Source organism: Brevibacterium sp. H602 (assembly GCF_051172395.1).
GTDB lineage: Bacteria > Actinomycetota > Actinomycetes > Actinomycetales > Brevibacteriaceae > Brevibacterium.
The window spans coordinates 65,039-84,546 of sequence record NZ_JBPIZD010000015.1; the positions used below are offsets into that span (position 1 = coordinate 65,039).

Below are 19,508 nucleotides of genomic sequence, written 5' to 3' on the forward strand. Positions count from 1 at the left end.
AGCGCCGTGAGCGAACTGATCCGTCGGGTACGCCTGAAGCGGTCCGGCGGATTCAGCTGGAGCGGTAGCTCAGGGCTTTCGCGAATCCCTTGAGCCGCTCCTGCGCGGCCGACCCGATGCGCACCTGCGCCGAGGCGGTCGACCCTGCCGCTGAACCTGCACCGGCCTCTGCCCACGTATCGACGACCGTCGCTGCGTGGGCATGCTTGTCCGCGATGAAGGATTCGACGGCGGCGAGTCCGCCCGAGTCCGTGATCATGTCAACGCATTCGGCCACCTCGGCGTCGCTGAGATCCGGATCGCCCAACCGTGCGGCGAGGATCTCGAGCTGGTCCGCCGAGATCCGGGCCGCGGTCTCGGCGATGAGCACGGTCCGCTTGCCCTCCCGGATATCGTCGCCGGCGGGTTTGCCGGTGGCCGCGGGGTCACCGGCAATGCCGAGCACATCGTCGCGCAGCTGGAACGCCTGTCCGAGCGGAAGGCCGAAAGCGGAGATCTCCTGCAGCTGCTCAGAGTCCGCTCCGGCCAGGGCCGCGCCGAGGAGGAGCGGCTGTTCGACCGAGTACTTCGCGGACTTATAGCTCAGGACCTCCCATGCGCGTTCGGCGATCCGGTCGTCGCTAAGCGGGATGACCTCGGCGAGCACGTCGAGGTACTGACCGACCATGACATCTCGGCGCACGGTTCCGCGCAGCTCGAGGGCCGTGCGGCTGTTGCCCAGGGCCTCCTGGGAACGTTCGAAGAACTCCTCGCTCAGCGCCAGACAGATATCGCCGATGACGATGGAAGCGGAGACGCCGAAGGACGCGCCGTCGCCATGGAATCCGGAGCGCTGATGGCGGGCCTCGAACTCTCGGTGCAGGGCCGGACGGCCGCGACGGGTGTCCGAATTGTCGATGACATCATCATGGATGAGCGCGGCGGCGTGGAGCAGCTCGAGCGAACCGGCTGCCTGAGCCAGACCCACGGTGACGTCGGCTGCAGAGCCGGTTGCCCGGTCGGCTGCGGCCCCGCCTGCCACGCCGGCGCGGACGTCACCGCCGGCGAGCTGGAAGCCCCACCACAGCAGGACGGGACGGATCCTCTTGCCGCCGCGGGTGAACTCGATGAGCGCATCGCCGATCGCTGTCGCATCGGGTGAGATCGCCTCGAATTCGGCAGCCTTCTCAGCGAGGAAGGCCTCCAGCTGAGCGGACACCTCGCCAGCGATTGACTCGGGAGAGTCGAGGGACTCGACGAAGGTGGGACAGGCGTCGGCCGAGCTGGGAGCGTCGGACGGGGCGGGCGCGGTGGACGAGGCGGACTCAGGGGAGTCGGACGGGGCGGACTCAGGGGCGTCGCCGGTCAACCCTGATCTGTGCGAGGTCATGAACCGATGTTTCCGCCGACGGTCACGATCGAATTCGCTTTGTCCTCCGAATCCTCGGCGACCGTGACGACGAGGACGCTGTCATTGTCCTTGTGCTTGAAGTTGACCACGCGGGCGCTCTTCGTCTTCACCTCATCGCCGAGGCGTTCGAAGTCCGCCTTGCCGAGCTCCTTCTCGTAGAACTCGAAGATGTCCTTGGCATCGGCCTTCGCCTTGACGACGAGACTGACCTGCTCGGGCAGCTTCTTGTCCTTGTCGTTGTGAGCCTTGACGCTCGACGCGGAGAGCACCTCGGAATCGGGGTACGGCTTGATGTACTCGGGCAGATCCTTCACATCGTTCGATGTATCGGGGTCCGAGCCCGTGGCCTCGGTCGATGCTTCGGACGAGGCAGTCTGGTCCTCGGTCGGGGACGCGGAAGCCGAGGCCTCCTGAGAAGCCGAAGGGGTCGATTCGGCCTTGTCTCCACCGTTTCCCGAACAGCCCGCGAGAGCGAGCGCGGCAACGATGGGCAGTGTCATGACAGCGGTGCGCGATACCATGCTTCAAGAGTACCTGGACTGTTCGGCGGAGCCGAAAGAAACGAGGGCGAGGGGCAGGCGATGAGTCGGAAGCAGCTGGCACGATCCGGAGGTGATCTGACCCGTTTGGGCACGGACGACACCGGTGCCACCATGCTCCACCTCGACATGGACTCGTTCTTCGTCTCCGTCGAGCTGCTCAGCCGCCCGCACCTCGTCGGCCGCCCGCACCTCGTCGGCCGCCCGGTCATCGTCGGCGGACGCAGCGGACGCGGAGTCGTCGTCTCGGCCAGCTATGAAGCCCGCGAGTTCGGTGTGCATGCGGCGATGCCGATGTCGCGGGCCATGAACCTGTGCCCCGTCGCCGAGGTGATCCCACCGTCCCACGGCCTGTATTCCTCGTACTCCCGCCAAGTCTTCGATCTCGTCGCCGAAGTCACCCCCGATGTGCGGCAGGTCAGCGTCGACGAAGCCTATATCGATGTCTCCGGAGCCGTGCGCCGGCTCGGCTCTCCGGTGGAGATCACCACGCAGCTGCGCGCCCAGATCCAGGAGCGCACCGGTCTGAGCGCCTCGGTCGGCATCGCCGTCAGCCGCGTCGTGGCCAAACTCGCCTCGACCAGGGCGAAGCCGAACGGTCAGCTGCTCGTGCCCTCGGCCGCGACCCAGGAGTTCCTCGACCCGATGCCGGTCGAAGCGCTGCCCGGAGTGGGGGAGAAGACTCAGGAGGGGTTCTTCCGCTACGGAATCCGCCTCATCGGCGACCTCGCCGCAGTCGACGAGGATTGGGCCGCACGTGTCTTCGGTGCGCACGGTCATCAGCTGTGGCGGGCTGCCCACGGTCAGGACTCGTCCGGTTTCGACCACCAGGCCAAGGAGCACTCGATCAGTGCGGAGAACACCTTCGGCGAGGACATCTGGGACATCGCCGTGCTCGAGCACGAACTGCTGCGCCTCGCCGACAAGGTCGCCTACCGAGTCCGTGCGGAGGGAAAGGTCGCCACAAGCCTCGGACTGAAGTACCGCCTCGGCGATTTCACGACTCTGTCGAGGTCGGTGACTCTCTCGGCACCGACTGATCTTGCCCGGGAGATGTACGAGGCGCTGCGCCCGGCTCTGCGCAAGCTGCGTGAGCAGCGTTCCCAAGGAGTCAGGCTGCTCGGCGTCCGCGCCGCCGGCCTCAGCGATTTCGCCGTCACCGGGCGGCAGGCCACCTTGGACGAACCAGTTCGTTCCGGACGCGAAGCCGAGGTCGCCCTCGACGAGGTGAGGCGGCGATTCGGCAGCGAAGCGATCTCTCAGGCCTCGCTTCTGCGCAAGCGTCCCGAGGCCTGAGAGCGGGTGAGCGGGAGCACAGTCTGAAGACCCCGTGGGAATCCGGCTCCTGACGGCCCCCGGAGATGTTTTTTCGGCCCTCAGAGACTATGATTGGGGGAAAGACTTGAGAAGCGAAACGGGGGTTCGAGATGCCACTCTCCGATCACGAACAGCAGCTGTTGGATCAACTGGAGAAGCAGCTGCGCAGTGAAGACCCTCGTTTTGCCCGGAATATCTCGGAAACCCAGGCAGCTGCCACGGGTCCCGGGTTCTCGGCGAAGCGCTTCGTCCTCGGCATCCTCATCGCCCTCGCCGGGCTGGCCGCGACGATCCTCGCGATCTCGCTCGTCTCCAGCTCCGCCTGGTGGATCGCTCTCGGCGTCGTCGGCTTCGGCCTCATGGTCACCGGAATGTACTGGGCGTTCAGCCGTCCCGGCCATGTGCACACGACTCAGACGGACTCCCGGAACTCCGGAGCGAAGACCGAGTCCAAGGGCAACTCCGGATTCATGAGCCGAATGGAAGACCGGTGGGAGAAGCGCCAGCGCGGCGAATGATCCTGCTCTCTGCGATCAAGGCACTCTCGACATGAGGGTGCCTTTTTCAATGCCGGTCCGCGTACTCGCCGGTTCTGCCCTTGCGGTCTTTGCCGGCATCTCCGCCTTCGCCGAGGCAGCGCACTGGCGATCGAGCCACCGTCGGCTGGGAGACTGTGATGCCTCGGGTGGCCAGCGACCACGGAGCGATCGACGGTCGATTCCAGGCGTTCGGGCCCTGACCGCGGCAGGCAGAGACGAGAACACGGCCGACAGCGACCAGATCATCATCGTCCTCGGATATGCCAACCGCGGTCTGCGACCGAACGCAATCAACCGGTTCCGGGTCCGCGCGGGTCTGCGGTCGATCGTTCCGGCAGCCCGGTCGACTCTCCTCATCTTCTGCGGAGGCGCCGTCACAGGACGAACACCGGAGGCCCTCATCCTCGAACGCTTCGCCCGGGACGAACTCGGCTACACCGGCCGAGCTGTGCTGGAGGAGCAGAGCATAACGACGTGGGAGAACATCGCCAACGCGATCCCCATCATCGACCGCGAGCTCACCCCGGCCACGACGATCAGCATCGTCTCGAACTCCCACCATGCCGAGAAAGCCCGTGACCACCTGTGGCAGATGCGCCCGGACCTGGCCAGGCGGTTGGTCCGCGGGGGAGACTACCGATTCGGTGAACAGCCGCTGGTGAAGCCCATCGCCGCCGTGCGCGGCCTGCTCGCCCTGCGTGCACTCGATCGAGAGAACGCGAAACGCGCGGCAGGGCGCTGAGGTCCCAGACTCTCGCACTGAGCGTCCAAACTCTGCGAGACAGCGAAGAGGCGCCCCCGCAGGACCGCCCCTTCGCACATCGACCAGGACCGTCGGGTACCGGCCTGGTTCGTCAGCTCCTCGTCATTTCGGACGATTGAACAGGCTGGCCGGCCAGATCTTCGCAGAGATCCGACTGCCCGGCGTGGTCCTCTCCGACAGGTCCGTCCTCACCTCGTCGACGAGCGCACTTACCTCCGAGTCATCGAGCGACTCGGGAGCGGCACCGTAGCGCTGAGCTTCGAGGGCATCGACGAACGCTCCGAGCGCAGAGTCATCATGACCCGACTCGGACGGACGTGACGGGGCCGGACTGCTCAAGCGCCGCAACCGTTCGTCCGAACGATCGAACGTCGAGGAACCGGCTGCATTTTCACCGGCGGCACCGGAACCGGCTGCCGCCTCGGCGGCGGACTTTCGGATCGGTTCGCCGGTGTCCGCATCGATCTCTGGTGCCGTTGAGCCGGCTTCCGCATCGGTCGGGCTCGAGGCATCCGCAGCCTCGGTGCCACCACCGCCGGCAGCTCCGGCAGCTCCGGCCGCTGGGACGGCACCGGCGAGCACGAGCTCGTTGAAGCGCAGCGTCCGGCTCGAATCCAAGCTCTGCCCGTAGTCGGTGGCCAGAGCACGGACCTCTGTCCACACCGCCTCGAGATTCTGCGGATCCTTCGTCCGGCGCGAGCGCAGGATCGACCGCCAGATCGCGGGCAGTGCGGCGAGCAGCAGCAGGACGAGCACGATGGCTGCGATGCCGAAGACAGTGCCGAAGTTCGAACCGGCCGGCTCTGCGGCCTGAGTGCTCGTCTCCTCCTCGGTGGGTTCCTCGGAGTCACCGGTCGGCGAAGCAGATTCGGTCGGCTCTTCGCTCGGGCTCGCAGACTCCGACTCGTCGCCCTCCTCCTGTTGGTCGGCGCCATCGGCGAGAGTCCACTTCGGCGGATCACCGGCGGGACCGCCGGGGGTGGGTTCGAAGCGCACCCAACCGGCACCTTCGAAGTAGAGTTCCGGCCAGGCATGCGAATCCTGCATGCTCACGTCGACGCCGTTCTCGGCTTCGTCCCCGCCGGCGTATCCGACGCCGATGCGGGCCGGAATTCCCATCGTCCGAGCCATGATCGTCATGGCCGAGGAGAACTGGACACAGTAGCCCTGCTTATCGGCCAGGAAGTCCGAGATCGCGTCGCCGCTGGCCCGTTCGGGGGCATCGAGCGAATACTCGAAATCGCCGCCGCGGAAGTACGCCTGCAGCATGACTGCGGCCTCCCACTGGTTGTCCGCATCGGCGGTGACCCGCTCTGCGGTCTCCTTCACGCTGGTCGGCAGGGAATCGGGGACGGCGAGTTCGGTCTCGAAGTCGCTCTCGGACACCGGAGTCGCCGACTGCAGATCCTTGACGTCGGGATTCGGGGACAGATAGTCCATCGAATACTGCAGTCCACCGGTCTTCTCGCCATTGCCGACGACCGTCAGGGTCTTCTCGTCGAAGATCCACCGACGACTCAGATCCTTCGGCTGCTGCGGAGCATACGGAGACGGCAGGTACTGCTGGTCGTAGTTGTCGCCGACGGCGACGCTGATCGTCTGCTCCTTGAAGTTCTTGTCCCGCGGCATCCCCGCGGGCCATGGCATTCCGTCGGCGGCGATCGCGAACGGATCGAGGCTGAACGGGCTCGGTGCCCAGTTCTCACCGTCGAAGTCGTCGATCGAGGTCAACCGGATCGGATCCGCGTCCTCGTCCGTCGTCTGGTAGCTGAACAGCGTCGTGTCATCCCGGTCGCCGAGGTTCTGGCGCAGGTTGAGGAATGGGTTCGTCACCGTCAGATCGCCCTGACCCTTCGACGCCCGATCGGGCAGCGTGGGCACCGGGGGCAGCAGAATGGGCAGGCCGATGCCGATCGCCAGAGCCAGAGCGCCGGCGAGGATCGCCGTCATTCCTCCGCGCCACCGAGTTGCGGGCAGATAGGGGCTGAGCATGAGCAGCAGGAACGCCGCGAGGATCGCGACGATGTGCCACCACTTCACCTCCTGAGCGGCGAAGTAGACGGGAATCATCCACAGCACCAGCAGCAGCACACCGCCGACCTTCGGCGCCCGCAGATCCGAGACGAGGCCGTCGATGAGGATCGTGATGAGGGTGAAGGCGATCGTGAGCATAGCGATGAAGCCCGGTGTGCTCGCCGCCGGGGGAGCGGTCGCGTAGAGGTCGCTGACCCCCTCGGAGAGCAGATCGATCACCGTTCCGAAGGACTCACCGGTCGGGATGAACCCGAGCAGCAGCGAATCCCCGGCGCAGACGATGAAGACCGCGATGAGACCGGCCACGCACTGGGCGATGACCGCGGTTCCGGTCGAGCGCAGTGCCGGAACGGTGCGGAACACGGCGCCGACGATGACGACGACGGCGACGGCGACCAGGACGGGCGAGACCCAGGCGAAGTCCTTGAACACCGCCGATACGGCGACAGCGGTCAGGGCCATGGCGACGAAGACGACGATCGCCTCGAGCCAACCCGTGCTCGGACGCTCATCGCCCGTCGACACGGGTGCCGAATAGTCGTTCGCCGGAGACTCGGAATCGGCTCCGCGCGGACGTGTGTCAGGAGTATTCAGACTCATCGGCGCACCCCCTGCGGAGTCGAGCTAGCGCCACCCGGGGCCGCGGACGCGCTGCCGGCGCCGGCAGTTCCCGGTCCGGGTTCGGCCGAGGTCCGACCGGCGCCGCTGCGAGAGCGCTTGGACTCGAACGTCGTCCACGACTCCGGCAGGTCCTCGCTGAGACCGAGCATCGTCAGATCGTCGATCTCGCTGAGAGTGCGCAGAGTCACCGGCACGCGGCGGGAGAAGTGCGAGGCGAGTTCCTGCCCGCGCTGATCGCCGACGGAGCAGATGACGATGTGGTTGGGGTTGTCGTGTGAGGGCAGTTCGACCCTGCCCGGGCGCACAAGGGCGGAGAGCAGACGCAGCTTGTCGATCTCGCGAGCTCCTTTGAATCTGATCTGGTGTCCGGGAGCGACGACGTTGACCTCGTAGTCGGCCTTGAGGAACGCGGTTCCGGCCGCGGTCGCCGCGGCCAGCAGGAACTCGATCTCGAGATCGCTCGGCTCCTCGGCGCCCTCATCGGCGACGAGGTCGATGAGGATGAGCGAATGGAGCGTCTCCTCATCGGCTTCGTGTCGGACCATGAGCTCGCCGGACTTCGCCGTCGAGGGCCAATGCACGTGCCGGAGGTCATCGCCGGGCACGTACTCACGTGTGTGGAAGTCCCGAGTGGTATGACCGGTGCGGACCTTGCCGTCGTCGAGGCGGGCGGGCCGGATCGACGAATCCTGCGGGATGCGCGCGGGCAGGATCGGCACGGACACGGCCACGGGGAAGGCCCCGTGAACCTTCTTCTTCATCTTCACCAGGCCGAAGGGGCCGAACACGGTGATGAGGACCGAGTCGATTCCGGAGACACCGCGGCGATTGGGGGTGAACGACGTCAGCACCGTCTGTGATGCCCCGTGGGCCAGAGCCGGAACATCACCGGAGGTGGAGTCGCCGAACCCTTCGGCCGGAGTGAAATCGATCGTCGCGGCAGGGATCGCGAGCTGGCCGATATTGGTCACACGCGCCTGGACTTCGACCTCTTTGCCTTCGGCGGCCAGCGGGTAGCGGTCTCCCGAAGGAGACAGCGCCACCTCGTGGAGGTTCGTGCTCATCGCGATCGACACCCGGCGGGTGCCCCACAGGATGAGCAGAGCCGAGAGCAGGACAAGGCCGAGCAGCAGCAGACCGGCCGGCAGCAGGCCGGGCAGCGCGAAGCGGTAGGCCGTGATGATCAGGGCCGCCCCGGCCAGGACGAAGATGATGCCCGAAGTGCTCAGTCGCATGCGGTCACTGGTTCGCGGAGACGGGCACGCGGGACAGCACCCGACCGATGAGGTCGGCAGCCAGGTCTGCGTCGTCTCCGTCGCGGGGGATGATGCGGTGGGCGAGGATGTACGGGGCCAGGGCCTGCACATCGTCGGGGGTGACGAAAGTGCGACCCGACAGGGCAGCGCGAGCCTTCGCCGCCCGCAGCAGATGGACGCCGCCGCGCGGGGAGCTGCCGAGCAGGATCGCCTGATCGTTGCGGGTGGCGTGGAGGATCGCCACGATGTACTCGCGCAGCTGCCTGCTCGCGGAGACATGGCGGACGATGGTGCGGGCCTGAGTGATCTGTTCGAGGTTCGTCACCGCGGCAGCGGTCTCGAGGGGATCGTTCTGGATCTGGTTGTCCAGCAGATCGACCTCATCGGACGTCGCCGGGTATCCCAGGGAGATGCGGGTGAGGAAGCGGTCGCGCTGGGCCTCGGGCAGAGCGTAGGTGCCCTCCATGTCGATCGGGTTCTGAGTGGCGACGACGATGAACGGTGTGGGCATCGGATAGGTCTGCCCGTCGATCGTCGCCTGGCCCTCGGCCATGCACTCGAGCATCGCCGACTGCGTCTTCGGGGACGCGCGGTTGATCTCGTCGGCGATGACGATGTTCGCGAACACCGGTCCCTGTCGGAACTCGAAGTGACGAGTCTCCTGGTTGAACAGGTTCACGCCCACGACGTCGGTGGGCAGCAGGTCAGGGGTGAACTGGATGCGGCGCACGGAACCGTCGACGACCTTGCCCATGGCACGGGCCAACAGGGTCTTGCCGACGCCGGGGACGTCTTCGAGGAGGACGTGTCCGCCGGCGAGCAGTGCGATGAGCGAGAGCCCTACGGCGTCATCCTTGCCCTCGAGCACCGAGTTCATCGCGGTGCGTGCCCGCGAGGTCAGATTCTGCACCCACTCGATGTGTTCGGCGCCGATCACGGAATTGGTCTGTGTACCTTCTTGGCTGGTCGACATACCCTCCATTGTCCCTTAAAGCCGGCACCCCAGCCACACGAGTTTCTTTCAGCTTCGTCACTGCCTTCCCCTCCCCGCTCCCATTCCCTCCCCGAGGTGCCCCACCCCACTCCCCACCACCTTCCCCACTTTTCTCCACGCGGACCCTCCACTTTCCTCCCCACTCGCCTCCACCTCGGTGCGGGAAATCGCCTGCGATCCCCGGATTCTCGCGGATCTGTGCCGTTTTCATCGTCCTCGCCGAGGCGGCCCACCGCCTCGGCGGACCCTCCGTTCTCCCCGCGACCGACACTCCCGCGACGCGCCTCTGAGAAATTTTCCCCACTTTCCTCCACTTGTCTGACCTGGGAAAACAATTGGTCCGGAGCATCGGTAGGGCGAAAAGCTGGAATCTGTGGAGGGAAGTGGAGTACTGTGGTTGCTATCGGAGCCGATGGGTTTCGAAAGGGGTGAGACGACATGTTCTTGGGCACTCATATGCAGAAGCTCGACGACAAAGGTCGCCTCATCCTGCCCGCAAAGTTCCGCGAGGAGCTGTCGCCCGGACTCGTTCTGACCCGTGGCCAGGAGAACTGCCTCACCCTGTTCCCCACCACGGAGTTCGAAGCCGAGCACGCGCGAATCCAGAACGCGCCGAAGACGAATAAGGAAGCCCGCGATTACCAGCGTGTGTTCCTGTCGGCGGCATCTGCGGAACAACCGGACAAACAGGGACGCATCACGGTCCCGAACATATTGCGGCAGTACGCATCACTTGATCGGGAAGTCGCAGTGATCGGCATGGGCAACCGGGTCGAGATCTGGGATGCACCGACCTGGGAGGACTACCTCGTCGGCGCTCAGCAGGCTTTCGCCGAACGCGAGGAGGAGGTGATCCCCGGAGTGATCTGATTCTGCTCGGGTTTGATCCTTGCCCGCCGTGCTCGAGTTTCGGGGAACTTCCCCGTTTCCGAAGCTCGGACGTCCTGACACACTTCCCCGGTGGCAGGGCCACGGCGGTCAAGGTTCTGGCTCCAGCAGCGCACCCCCGACCACCCCCGTATGAAGGACCCACGAATGACAGCTCAGCACGTACCGGTGCTCCTGACGCGCGTGGTCGAACTCATCGGCGTCGGAGTCGAAGCCGCCAGGGACGCCGGACTCACCCCGGTCGTCGTCGACGGCACACTCGGCATGGGCGGTCACGCCGAAGCCGTCCTCACGGCCTTCGACGATGTCCACCTCGTCGGCATCGACCGTGATCTGCAGGCCATCGACATCGCCACGAAACGCCTGGCCCCCTTCGCCGACCGCGTCGATATCGTCCACGCAGTCGACGACGAGCTGCCCGATGTCCTCGACGATCTCGGCATCTCAGAGATCAGCGCGATCCTGCTCGACCTGGGAGTGTCCTCGCTGCAGCTCGACGAGGACGAACGCGGATTCTCCTACTCCCGACCGGCGCCTCTGGACATGCGCATGGACCGCACCCAGGAGCTCACTGCTGAGAAGGTGCTGGCCACCTACTCGGAATCCGAGCTGCGCCGCATCCTCCGCGAATACGGCGAGGAGAAGCTGGCCGGCAGGATTGCGAAGATCATCGTCACGGACCGGGTCGACACCCCATGGAAGACCTCGGACCAGCTCGCGGCCATGCTCTCGCGGGTGATCCCGCAGACGAAGAAGAAGTCGCATCCCGCCAAACGCACCTTCCAGGCCCTGCGCATCGAGGTCAACGACGAGCTCGGGGTGCTGCGCACCGCACTGCCGGCGGCACTGGAGGCGCTGCACATCGGGGGAGTGGCCGTCATCGAGTCCTACCAGTCATTGGAGGACACGATCGTGAAGAAGACCTTCCGAGCGGCCACGACCTCCTCGGCGCCGCCGGATCTGCCGGTCGTGCCCGAAGAGCACCAGCCCTGGCTGACCGAGATCATCCGGGGCGCCGAAATGGCTGATGAGCAAGAAGCAGAGACCAACCCGCGGGCGGCAAGCGTCCGGCTGCGGGCAGTGCAGAAGATCAGGGAGGCACGATTGTGAAGAATTCCCAGGCGACCGCGGGTCAGCCCCACTTCACCGAACGCTCCCGCCGGCTCGAAGAGGCCGGTGGTCAGCAGGGCGGAGCCAAGCTGCGGCTGCTCAAGTTCGAACTGCCGAAGTCCCGTCTGCCCTTCTCCATGCTGTGCGTGGGGATCCTGCTGGCCACTCTCGTGGCCGTGCTGCTGCTCAACATCTTCGTCGCCAACACCTCCTACAAGGTCGACCAGCTGACGAGTGAGAAGGAAGCCCTGGCCGAACAGAAGGACCGCCTCGTCGAGGACAACTCGTACCGCGAGTCCCCGCAGAACATCGCCCTGGCCGCCGAAGAGCTCGGCCTCGTCCGTGATTCCTCACCGGAATTCCTCGACGCGAAGACCGGGAAGATGATCGACGCCCCGGGGATCGACGTCAGCGGTGAGAAAGAGCCCACAGTCGTGCCCGGCCCGCGCGCCGATACACGCGATGACATCCGACCCAATCTACGATCGGATGAGAAGCTCCCGGTCGTCGGGGGCAGCCCGAGCCAGGACGTGGCGGCTCCCAGCCAGGAGGCGCCGAAGTAGTCCGAGCTCACCGGGACCAGGGAACGGCCTGACCGAAACATTCGCCGACCACACCAAGGACCGAGGACTCCAGCTATGGGCTCAGCCAAGACCCGACTGAAGAAGAAGCGCAAGGGCGGTGGCCCCAATCTGCGTTGGCGGATGGGCTTCATCGCCGCGGTGTCGGTCCTCGTCCTCCTCATCACCTCCGTCCGCCTCGTCTCGATCCAGGGCATGGACTCGATGAAGCTGGCGGAGAAGGCGCTGTCGAATCGACTCGTCACCCGCACTCTGCCTGCCGATCGCGGACAGATCCTGGCCGCCGACGGCACCGTGCTCGCCGACAGCGTCTCCCGCTACCAGCTCGTCGTCGATCAGCAGAATGTCGCCCAGTACGAAGTCGACGGCAAACTCGTCGGAGCCTGGGGTGCGGCCGAAGCGCTGTCGAAGCCGCTGAAGACCGACCCCGGTGTGCTCTATCCGAAGCTCGTCGGCGACAAACGCTGGAACCCCGTCGCCAAGGGGCTGACCTCGGAGACCTGGCGTGCAGTGAAGAAGCTCGAGGTCCTCGGCATCTCCGCCGAGGAGTACTCGGTGCGCTCGTACCCTGCCGGAGGCGTCGCCGGCAACCTCGTCGGGTTCCTCAGCTCCGACGGCACGGCCCAGGCCGGTCTCGAGACTGCCTATGACGAACAGCTGTCGGGCAAGGACGGCCAGCAGCAGTACGAACGCGGAGCACGCGGAGAGATCATCCCGCTCGGCGACAACAACATGAAAGACGCCGTCGACGGCCAGGGTCTGCAGACGACGATCGACCCGGCGATGCAGTACTACGCTCAGCAGGCGATCGAAGAGCAGAGGAAGAAGCACGAAGCCGAATCCGCGTCGATCGTCATCAAGGAGGTCAAGACGGGACGCATCATCACCGCCGCGGATGCTCCCACCGTCGACCCGAACTCTCCGGGCAAGGTCGACGGCCCCGACCGCGGATCGCGCATCTTCACCGACATGTTCGAACCCGGTTCGACCGCGAAGATGGTCACCGCCGCAGCGCTGCTCGACAAGGGACTCGTCACTCCCGAACAGGAGTTCACCGTCCCTGACAAGTGGAAGGCACCGAACGACGAGGAGTTCCGTGACTCCCATGAGCACCCCGATGAGAAGCTCACCTTCGCCGGAATCCTCGCCGAGTCCTCGAACACCGGCACCGTGCTGGCGGGTAAGGAACTCACCGAGGCCCAGCGCTACGAATACATGAAGAAGTTCGGCTTCGGCACCAGCTCGGGCATCGACTTCCCCGCCGAGACCTCGGGCATCCTGCATCCGTATGAGGAGTGGGACGGACGCACGAAGTACACCGTGATGTTCGGTCAGGGTGTGGCCGCGAACGCGATCCAGACGACCGACGTCATCTCCACCATCGCCAACGGGGGAGTCCACGTGCCTTCCCGCCTCGTCGACGGAATGATCTCCCCGAACGGAGGGACCATCTCCACCCCCGCAGGAGAGAAGGAACGGGTCGTCAGCAAGAAGGCTGCCGACGAGACCCTGCGGATGCTCGAAGGCGTCGTCGCCGAAGGCACAGGAAAGTCCGCCCAGGTCTCCGGCTACAGGGTCGCCGGAAAGACCGGCACCGCGCAGGCACCGGCAGCCGAGGGCGGAGGCTATGACGGATACACCGCCTCCTTCGTCGGCGTCCTGCCCGCCGAAGATCCCGAACTCGCGATCTCCGTGACTTTGCAACGTCCTCGGAACGGCTACTACGGTGGACAGGCCGCAGCCCCCGTCTTCTCCGACGTCGCGGGCTTCGCCATGCGGCATCTCAAGATCCCACCGTCGACGCAGAAGCCCGACCTGCCCGCTCGAGAATGGAAATGATGCGCTTTTCACAGCTGCTGCCGATCGCACCCGGCACCCTCCACGGTGACCCCGAGACAGAGGTCGCCGGAGTCTCCCACGACTCGCGTGCGGTCTCACCGGGTCAGCTCTACGCTGCCCTGCCGGGAGCGAACGTCCACGGTGCGAAGTTCGCACCCGAGCTGATCCGCGGCGGGGTCGACGCCATCCTCACCGACGACGCCGGCTGGCAGCTCATCACCGAAGCGCTGAGCACGGACGAGGCGGGCCGGGACCTGCTCGCCGGAGTCACCGCTCTCATCGTCGAAGCACCCCGCGCCGTGCTCGGGTTCGTCTCCGCCGCCGTCTACGGGACCACCTCGGTGCCGGAGCTCATCGGAGTCACGGGAACAAACGGGAAGACGACGACGACCTATCTGGCCGACGGGATGCTCGCGGCACTGGGCCATCGCACCGCCGTCATCGGCACGGTCGCCATCCTCATCGCCGGCGATACGGTGCCCAGCGTGCGCACGACTCCGGAGGCCCCCGAACTGCACGCCCTGTTTGCGAAGATGCGTGCGGCCGAGGTCGACACCTGTGCGATGGAGGTCTCCTCCCACGCGCTCAGCCAGCACCGCGTCGACGGGGCTCATTTCAGCGTGGCAGGGTTCACGAATCTGTCCCAGGATCACCTCGACTTCCACAACACGATGGAGGAGTACTTCGAGGCGAAGGCCCAGCTGTTCACCCGCACTTTCTCCGACAAGGCCGTCATCGTCGTCGAAGACGAATGGGGCGAGCGGATGACAGAGGCCGCGCAGGTGCCCGTGCGCACTCTGGGACGCGACGAACGCAGCCAGTGGCGCATCGAACACACCCCGGGCGAAGCGGACTTCGTGCTCCACCTCGACGCCGGGGAGAGCATCAGGCTCCGCTCACCGCTGCCGGGCGATTTCAACGTCACGAATACGGCCCTGGCGGCCTCGATGCTCATCGAGGCCGGCGTCAGTGCCGAAGAGATCGATGCGATCGGTCGCAGCTTCGCGGCCACGGTGCCCGGACGGATGGAGATCATCGACGTCTCCGGACCGCGGGCGCTGGGCGAATCCCACCCGGAGATCCTGCCGCGGGCCATCGTCGACTATTCGCACACCCCCGACGCGATCGCGAAGGCGCTGGCGACGCTCCACGCCGACTCCGATGAGCTCATCATCGTCTTCGGCGCCGGTGGCGACCGCGACCGCGGCAAGCGCTTCGGCATGGGTCAGGCAGCGGCGCGTGAAGCCGATGTGATCGTTCTCACCGACGACAATCCGCGCACCGAGGATCCCGACACGATCCGGGCTGCCATCAGGCAGGGAATCGACGCCGAGGTGGATGCGGGACGGGCACGTGTGAAAAAGATCATCGAGGTCCCCGACCGCGGTGCCGCCATCGACGAGGCGATTGCCGAAGCAGACGCCTCGGCGACCGTGCTCGTCGCGGGCAAGGGGCATGAGACAGGCCAGACCGTGGGCACCACGGTCACCGATTTCGACGACCGGGCGAGGACACGCTCAGCGCTGTCCATGCGACTGGGCGGCGCACAACCAGGTAAAGTTCACAGATGATATGAAGCGACTGACTGCAGCCGAAATCGCAACCGCCCTGAGCGGCGAGTTGTACGGCATCGACCCCGAGACCCCATTGACCGCCGGTGTGGTGACCGACTCGAGAGAAGTCGGACCCGGCGATATCTACGTCGCCCGCCGAGGCGAGAGCTTCGACGGCATCGAATTCGCCGCCGCCGCCGTCGAGGCGGGAGCGGCCCTGATCATCGGCGAATCCGTCCCCACCATCGACGACGACCCGCTGCCGGTCGTCGTCGTCGCCGATGCCACCGAAGCGCTTGGCCAGCTGGCCAAGCACAGCATCGAAGGCCTGCGCACAGATGGCGAACTCACCGTCATCGCGATCACCGGATCCGTCGGCAAGACCACGGTGAAGGACCTCGCCGCGGATCTGCTCTCGGGTGAGGCAGAGACCGTGTGGCCGCCGAACTCCTACAACAACGAGGTCGGAGTCCCGCTGACGGCTCTGCGGGCGGTCGAATCCACCCGCTTCCTCGTCCTCGAGATGGGGGCTCGGTCGATCGGCAACCTCGCCTATCTGACGAGCCTCATCCGCCCCGACATCGCGGTCGAACTGGCCGTGGGCACCGCCCACTCCGGAGTCTTCGGTTCGATCGAGAACACCGCACGGGCTAAGGCCGAACTCGTCGAGTCACTGACGGCCGGATCCACTGCTGTGCTCAATGCCGACGACACCCGCGTGTCGGCGATGCGCGAGGTGCTCGCTCCGGATGTCACCACCCTGTGGTTCTCACAGCGTGAGTCCCTGCCCGAATGGGTCGGCGCCGACGACCTCGTCGTGCGCGGCACCTCGGTGTCCACGGATTCCTCCGGTCATCCGACGTTCACCCTCGCCCTGCCCGGTGAGGAGCCCCGCGATGTGCGTCTGGCGCTCATCGGCGAGCACCACGTCGGCAACGCTCTGGCGGCAGCAGCCATCGCCCACGCCTGCGGCGTCGCGGCCAGGTCGATCGTCACCACCCTGTCGACCTCCTCGGCGGCCAGCCGCTGGCGGATGGAGCTCATCGATTCGCCGTCGGGCGTGACCGTGCTCAACGACGCCTACAATGCGAACCCCGAATCCATGCGGGCCTCGCTGAAGACCCTGGCCTCGATGGGCCGCGGTGATGAGGAGACCAGCCCGCGACGCACCTTCGCCGTGCTCGGCGAGATGCTCGAACTCGGGTCCGAATCGGTGTCCGCGCACTCGGATATCGGCGAACTTGTCGTGCGCCTCAACATCACTCGCACCATCGTCGTGGGAGAAGGCGCGAAGCCGATCTTCAACGCCGCGAACCTCGAAGGCTCCTGGGGCAACGAGGCGGCCTGGGTCGCCACAGCGGCTGAGGCGAAGGACTTGCTCAACGCCGAACTCGCTCCCGGCGACATCGTTCTGTTCAAATCCTCCCGCGACGCCGGTCTGCGCTACCTGGGAGACGAAATCGCCGGAGTATCGGGGGCCCAATGATTGCCGTACTGCTTGCAGCCTGCCTGGCTCTCATCTTCGCCCTCGTCGGGACCCCGCTGTTCATCCGGGTGCTCGTCAAGAAGGGGTACGGCCAGTTCGTCCGTGACGACGGTCCGACCTCGCACGCGACGAAGCGCGGAACCCCGACCATGGGCGGAGTCGTCATCATCGGCGCCGCAGTGCTCGCCTACCTGCTCGGACACCTGTTCACCGGTTCCGTGCCCACGGCGTCGGGCCTGCTCGTGCTGTGGCTGGCTGCGGGACTGGCTGTCGTCGGATTCCTCGACGACTTCATCAAGATCAAGAAGCAGCGGTCACTGGGTCTGCGCCCGATGCCGAAGCTCATCGGGCAGGCCTTCGTCGGAATCTCGTTCGCCGTGCTCGCGCTGCAGTTCCCGAACTCCTTCGGCGAGACCCCGGCGTCGACGAAGGTGTCGTTCATCCGCGACACGAACCTCGATCTCGCGTTCGGCTCGGCGATCCTCGGCCTCATCCTGTTCGTCATCTGGGCGAACCTCATCGTCACCGCCGTCTCGAACGCGGTGAACCTCACCGACGGTCTCGACGGACTCGCCGCCGGCGCCTCGGTGGTCGTCTTCGCCGCCTATGTCGTCATCGGCACCTGGCAGTCGACCCAGAACTGCAACCTCATGTCCGAGGCCACGAACGCCTGCTACTACATGCGCGACCCCCGCGACCTCGCCATGGTCGCCGGCGCCATGGCCGCGGCCTGCTTCGGCTTCCTGTGGTTCAACACCTCGCCGGCGAAGATCTTCATGGGCGACACCGGTTCGCTGGCCATCGGCGGTGCCTTCGCCGGACTGGCGATCATGTCGCGCACCGAGCTGCTCCTCATCGTCCTCGGCGGACTCTTCGTCATCATCACCCTGTCGGTGATCATCCAGGTCGCTTCCTTCAAGACCACCGGCAAACGCGTGTTCCGCATGGCACCCCTGCAACACCACTTCGAACTCAAGGGCTGGGCCGAAGTGACGATCGTGGTGAGGTTCTGGATCATCGCGGCACTCTTCGTCATCGCCGGAATCTGCCTGTTCTACGCCGATTGGGTGGCGCGCATTGGCTGATGAACCGACCACCAAGGAGATCCCGGCCGCACTGCACGGGCCGAGTTCATCCCTGGCAGGACTGCGGATCCTCGTCACCGGTCTCGGGGTGACGGGATTCCCCGCTGCAGTCCACCTCGGCGAACGCGGAGCCGATGTCATCGTCATCGACGGCGACGCCACCGCCGATGTGAGCGAGAAGGCGCAGATCCTCGAGGTCTTCGACGTCGACATCCGACGGGGACCCGAACACGTCGAAACGCTGCCCGAGGGCGAACTCGACCTCGTCGTCACCTCACCCGGATGGCGTCCGGACCAGCCCGTGCTCGCGGCCGCAGCGAAGGCCGGCATCCCGGTCATCGGCGAAGTCGAACTCGCGTGGCGGATCCGCGGCACCAACGACGCCAAATGGCTCGCCATCACCGGCACCAACGGCAAGACGACGACCACGACGATGCTCGAATCGATGCTGCTGGCCGCCGGGCTCAAAGCCAAGGCCTGCGGCAACATCGGCACCCCGCTGCTCGAAGCCGTGCTCGAACCCGGGCTCGAGGTCCTCGCGATCGAACTCTCGAGCTTCCAGCTGCACTGGCAGGAGTCGATGAGCGCCGACGCCGCAGCCGTGCTCAACATCGCTCCCGATCACCTCGATTGGCACGGCAGCGCCGAGGCCTATGCGGCAGACAAAGCGAAGATCTTCCACAACGCGAAGCTCGCCTGCGTATACAACTGCGCCGACGAGGTGACTCTGCACATGGTCGAGGACGCCGACGTCATCGAAGGGGCAAAGGCCATCGGCTTCACCACCGGAGTGCCTCGCCCCGGCGAGCTCGGCGTCGTCGAGGACCTGCTGGTCGACCGAGCCTTCATTCCGCAGCGCTACTCATCGGCCGCCGAACTCGCCTCGCTCGACGACGTGGCGACGGCCACCGGCGTCGCGGGTTCGCGGCCCGCCCCGCACCAGGTCGCCAATGCTCTGGCCGCAGCGTGTCTGGCCCGCGCCATCGACGTGCCCGGTCAGGCGATCGCCGCGGGACTGCAGAACCATTCGCTCGGCGCCCACCGCATGGTCACCGTCGCCGAGGCGGACGGCATCCGCTGGGTCGACGATTCGAAGGCGACGAACACCCACGCGGCGAATGCCTCTCTGGCCGCCTTCGACTCGATCATCTGGATCGCCGGCGGACTGCCCAAAGGCGCCGACTTCACCTCGCTGTTCGCCGACCACCGCGAACGGCTGAAGGCACTCGTGCTCATCGGCTCGGACGATTCGGCCTACCGAGAGGCCATCGCCGCGACCATCCCCGACCTCGAAGTCGTCCGGATCGAACCGGCCCTGGCAGTGGACTCCGGAGTCCCGAAGCGCCGCGGAGAGGCCGTCGCCGCAGCCGCCGTCGACGCGGCTGCGCGGTTGGCCGAAGCCGGAGACACCGTTCTCCTGGCACCGGCGGCCGCGAGCATGGACCAGTTCCTCAACTACAACACTCGCGGCGAACTCTTCGCCGAGGCCGTCAACTCGCACCTGGAGCGCTGA

Annotated in this window: 16 protein-coding genes; 11 read left to right on the forward strand and 5 right to left on the reverse strand. The window is 66.1% G+C overall.

What is annotated here, in order from left to right:
• Positions 1 to 52 precede the first annotated feature (52 nt).
• A complete protein-coding gene (locus ACSBQT_RS12510) occupies positions 53 to 1,369 on the reverse strand; it encodes a polyprenyl synthetase family protein (protein WP_410711557.1) in 1,317 nt (438 codons plus the stop codon).
• The gene (locus ACSBQT_RS12515; protein ID WP_410711556.1) at positions 1,366 to 1,911 is read right to left on the reverse strand and encodes a hypothetical protein; all 546 of its coding nucleotides are present in this window, start codon (positions 1,909 to 1,911) and stop codon (positions 1,366 to 1,368) included. Before ACSBQT_RS12515 ends, ACSBQT_RS12510 begins: the two co-directional genes overlap by 4 nt.
• 60 nt (positions 1,912 to 1,971) lie before the next feature.
• Here ACSBQT_RS12515 and dinB point away from each other — a divergent pair, with 60 nt between their 5' ends.
• The 3 genes from dinB to ACSBQT_RS12530 all read left to right on the forward strand — a co-directional run bounded on the left by dinB (position 1,972) and on the right by ACSBQT_RS12530 (position 4,527).
• On the forward strand, positions 1,972 to 3,225 hold the full coding sequence (gene dinB / locus ACSBQT_RS12520) for a DNA polymerase IV (RefSeq protein WP_435001871.1): 1,254 nt from the start codon (positions 1,972 to 1,974) through the stop codon (positions 3,223 to 3,225).
• 131 nt (positions 3,226 to 3,356) lie between these two features.
• Positions 3,357 to 3,764, forward strand: coding sequence for a DUF3040 domain-containing protein (locus ACSBQT_RS12525; protein WP_410711554.1), 408 nt, complete (start codon positions 3,357 to 3,359; stop codon positions 3,762 to 3,764).
• A 49-nt stretch (positions 3,765 to 3,813) separates the two neighbouring features.
• Positions 3,814 to 4,527, forward strand: coding sequence for a YdcF family protein (locus ACSBQT_RS12530; protein WP_410711553.1), 714 nt, complete (start codon positions 3,814 to 3,816; stop codon positions 4,525 to 4,527).
• A gap of 123 nt (positions 4,528 to 4,650) precedes the next feature.
• Here the strand turns inward: ACSBQT_RS12530 and ACSBQT_RS12535 are convergent, their stop codons facing one another.
• Genes ACSBQT_RS12535 through ACSBQT_RS12545 form a run of 3 tightly spaced genes read right to left on the reverse strand, consistent with a single transcriptional unit; the run spans position 4,651 to position 9,432 of the window.
• On the reverse strand, positions 4,651 to 7,182 hold the full coding sequence (locus ACSBQT_RS12535) for a transglutaminaseTgpA domain-containing protein (protein WP_410711552.1): 2,532 nt from the start codon (positions 7,180 to 7,182) through the stop codon (positions 4,651 to 4,653).
• The gene (locus tag ACSBQT_RS12540) at positions 7,179 to 8,438 is read right to left on the reverse strand and encodes a DUF58 domain-containing protein (protein WP_410711551.1); all 1,260 of its coding nucleotides are present in this window, start codon (positions 8,436 to 8,438) and stop codon (positions 7,179 to 7,181) included. The genes ACSBQT_RS12535 and ACSBQT_RS12540 overlap by 4 nt, the downstream gene beginning before the upstream one ends.
• A gap of 4 nt (positions 8,439 to 8,442) precedes the next feature.
• Positions 8,443 to 9,432 (reverse strand): AAA family ATPase, encoded by a 990-nt coding sequence (locus ACSBQT_RS12545; protein ID WP_410711550.1) that lies wholly within the window; start codon positions 9,430 to 9,432, stop codon positions 8,443 to 8,445.
• 459 nt (positions 9,433 to 9,891) lie between these two features.
• On the opposite strand from ACSBQT_RS12545, the gene mraZ reads away from it, so the two are divergent.
• The 8 genes from mraZ (at position 9,892) to murD (ending at position 19,508) form a co-directional block, all read left to right on the forward strand.
• Complete coding sequence (gene mraZ, locus ACSBQT_RS12550; protein WP_025777975.1) at positions 9,892 to 10,323, forward strand: division/cell wall cluster transcriptional repressor MraZ; 432 nt, start codon at positions 9,892 to 9,894, stop codon at positions 10,321 to 10,323.
• A gap of 165 nt (positions 10,324 to 10,488) precedes the next feature.
• A complete protein-coding gene (rsmH, locus tag ACSBQT_RS12555) occupies positions 10,489 to 11,451 on the forward strand; it encodes a 16S rRNA (cytosine(1402)-N(4))-methyltransferase RsmH (protein ID WP_410711549.1) in 963 nt (320 codons plus the stop codon).
• Positions 11,448 to 12,014 carry a hypothetical protein gene (locus tag ACSBQT_RS12560; protein WP_410711548.1) on the forward strand — a complete coding sequence of 189 codons (567 nt, stop codon included), beginning with the start codon at positions 11,448 to 11,450 and terminating at the stop codon, positions 12,012 to 12,014. Before rsmH ends, ACSBQT_RS12560 begins: the two co-directional genes overlap by 4 nt.
• Positions 12,015 to 12,089: 75 nt before the next feature.
• Positions 12,090 to 13,871, forward strand: coding sequence for a peptidoglycan D,D-transpeptidase FtsI family protein (locus ACSBQT_RS12565; protein ID WP_410711547.1), 1,782 nt, complete (start codon positions 12,090 to 12,092; stop codon positions 13,869 to 13,871).
• Positions 13,871 to 15,442, forward strand: a complete 1,572-nt coding sequence (locus tag ACSBQT_RS12570) for a UDP-N-acetylmuramoyl-L-alanyl-D-glutamate--2,6-diaminopimelate ligase (RefSeq protein WP_410711546.1) — start codon at positions 13,871 to 13,873, stop codon at positions 15,440 to 15,442. The genes ACSBQT_RS12565 and ACSBQT_RS12570 overlap by 1 nt, the downstream gene beginning before the upstream one ends.
• A 1-nt stretch (position 15,443) precedes the next feature.
• The gene (locus tag ACSBQT_RS12575; RefSeq protein ID WP_410711545.1) at positions 15,444 to 16,910 is read left to right on the forward strand and encodes a UDP-N-acetylmuramoyl-tripeptide--D-alanyl-D-alanine ligase; all 1,467 of its coding nucleotides are present in this window, start codon (positions 15,444 to 15,446) and stop codon (positions 16,908 to 16,910) included.
• Positions 16,907 to 17,995: a phospho-N-acetylmuramoyl-pentapeptide-transferase gene (gene mraY / locus ACSBQT_RS12580; protein WP_139469765.1), complete on the forward strand. Its 1,089-nt coding sequence runs from the start codon at positions 16,907 to 16,909 to the stop codon at positions 17,993 to 17,995. Before ACSBQT_RS12575 ends, mraY begins: the two co-directional genes overlap by 4 nt.
• Positions 17,988 to 19,508: a UDP-N-acetylmuramoyl-L-alanine--D-glutamate ligase gene (gene murD / locus ACSBQT_RS12585; protein ID WP_410711544.1), complete on the forward strand. Its 1,521-nt coding sequence runs from the start codon at positions 17,988 to 17,990 to the stop codon at positions 19,506 to 19,508. Before mraY ends, murD begins: the two co-directional genes overlap by 8 nt.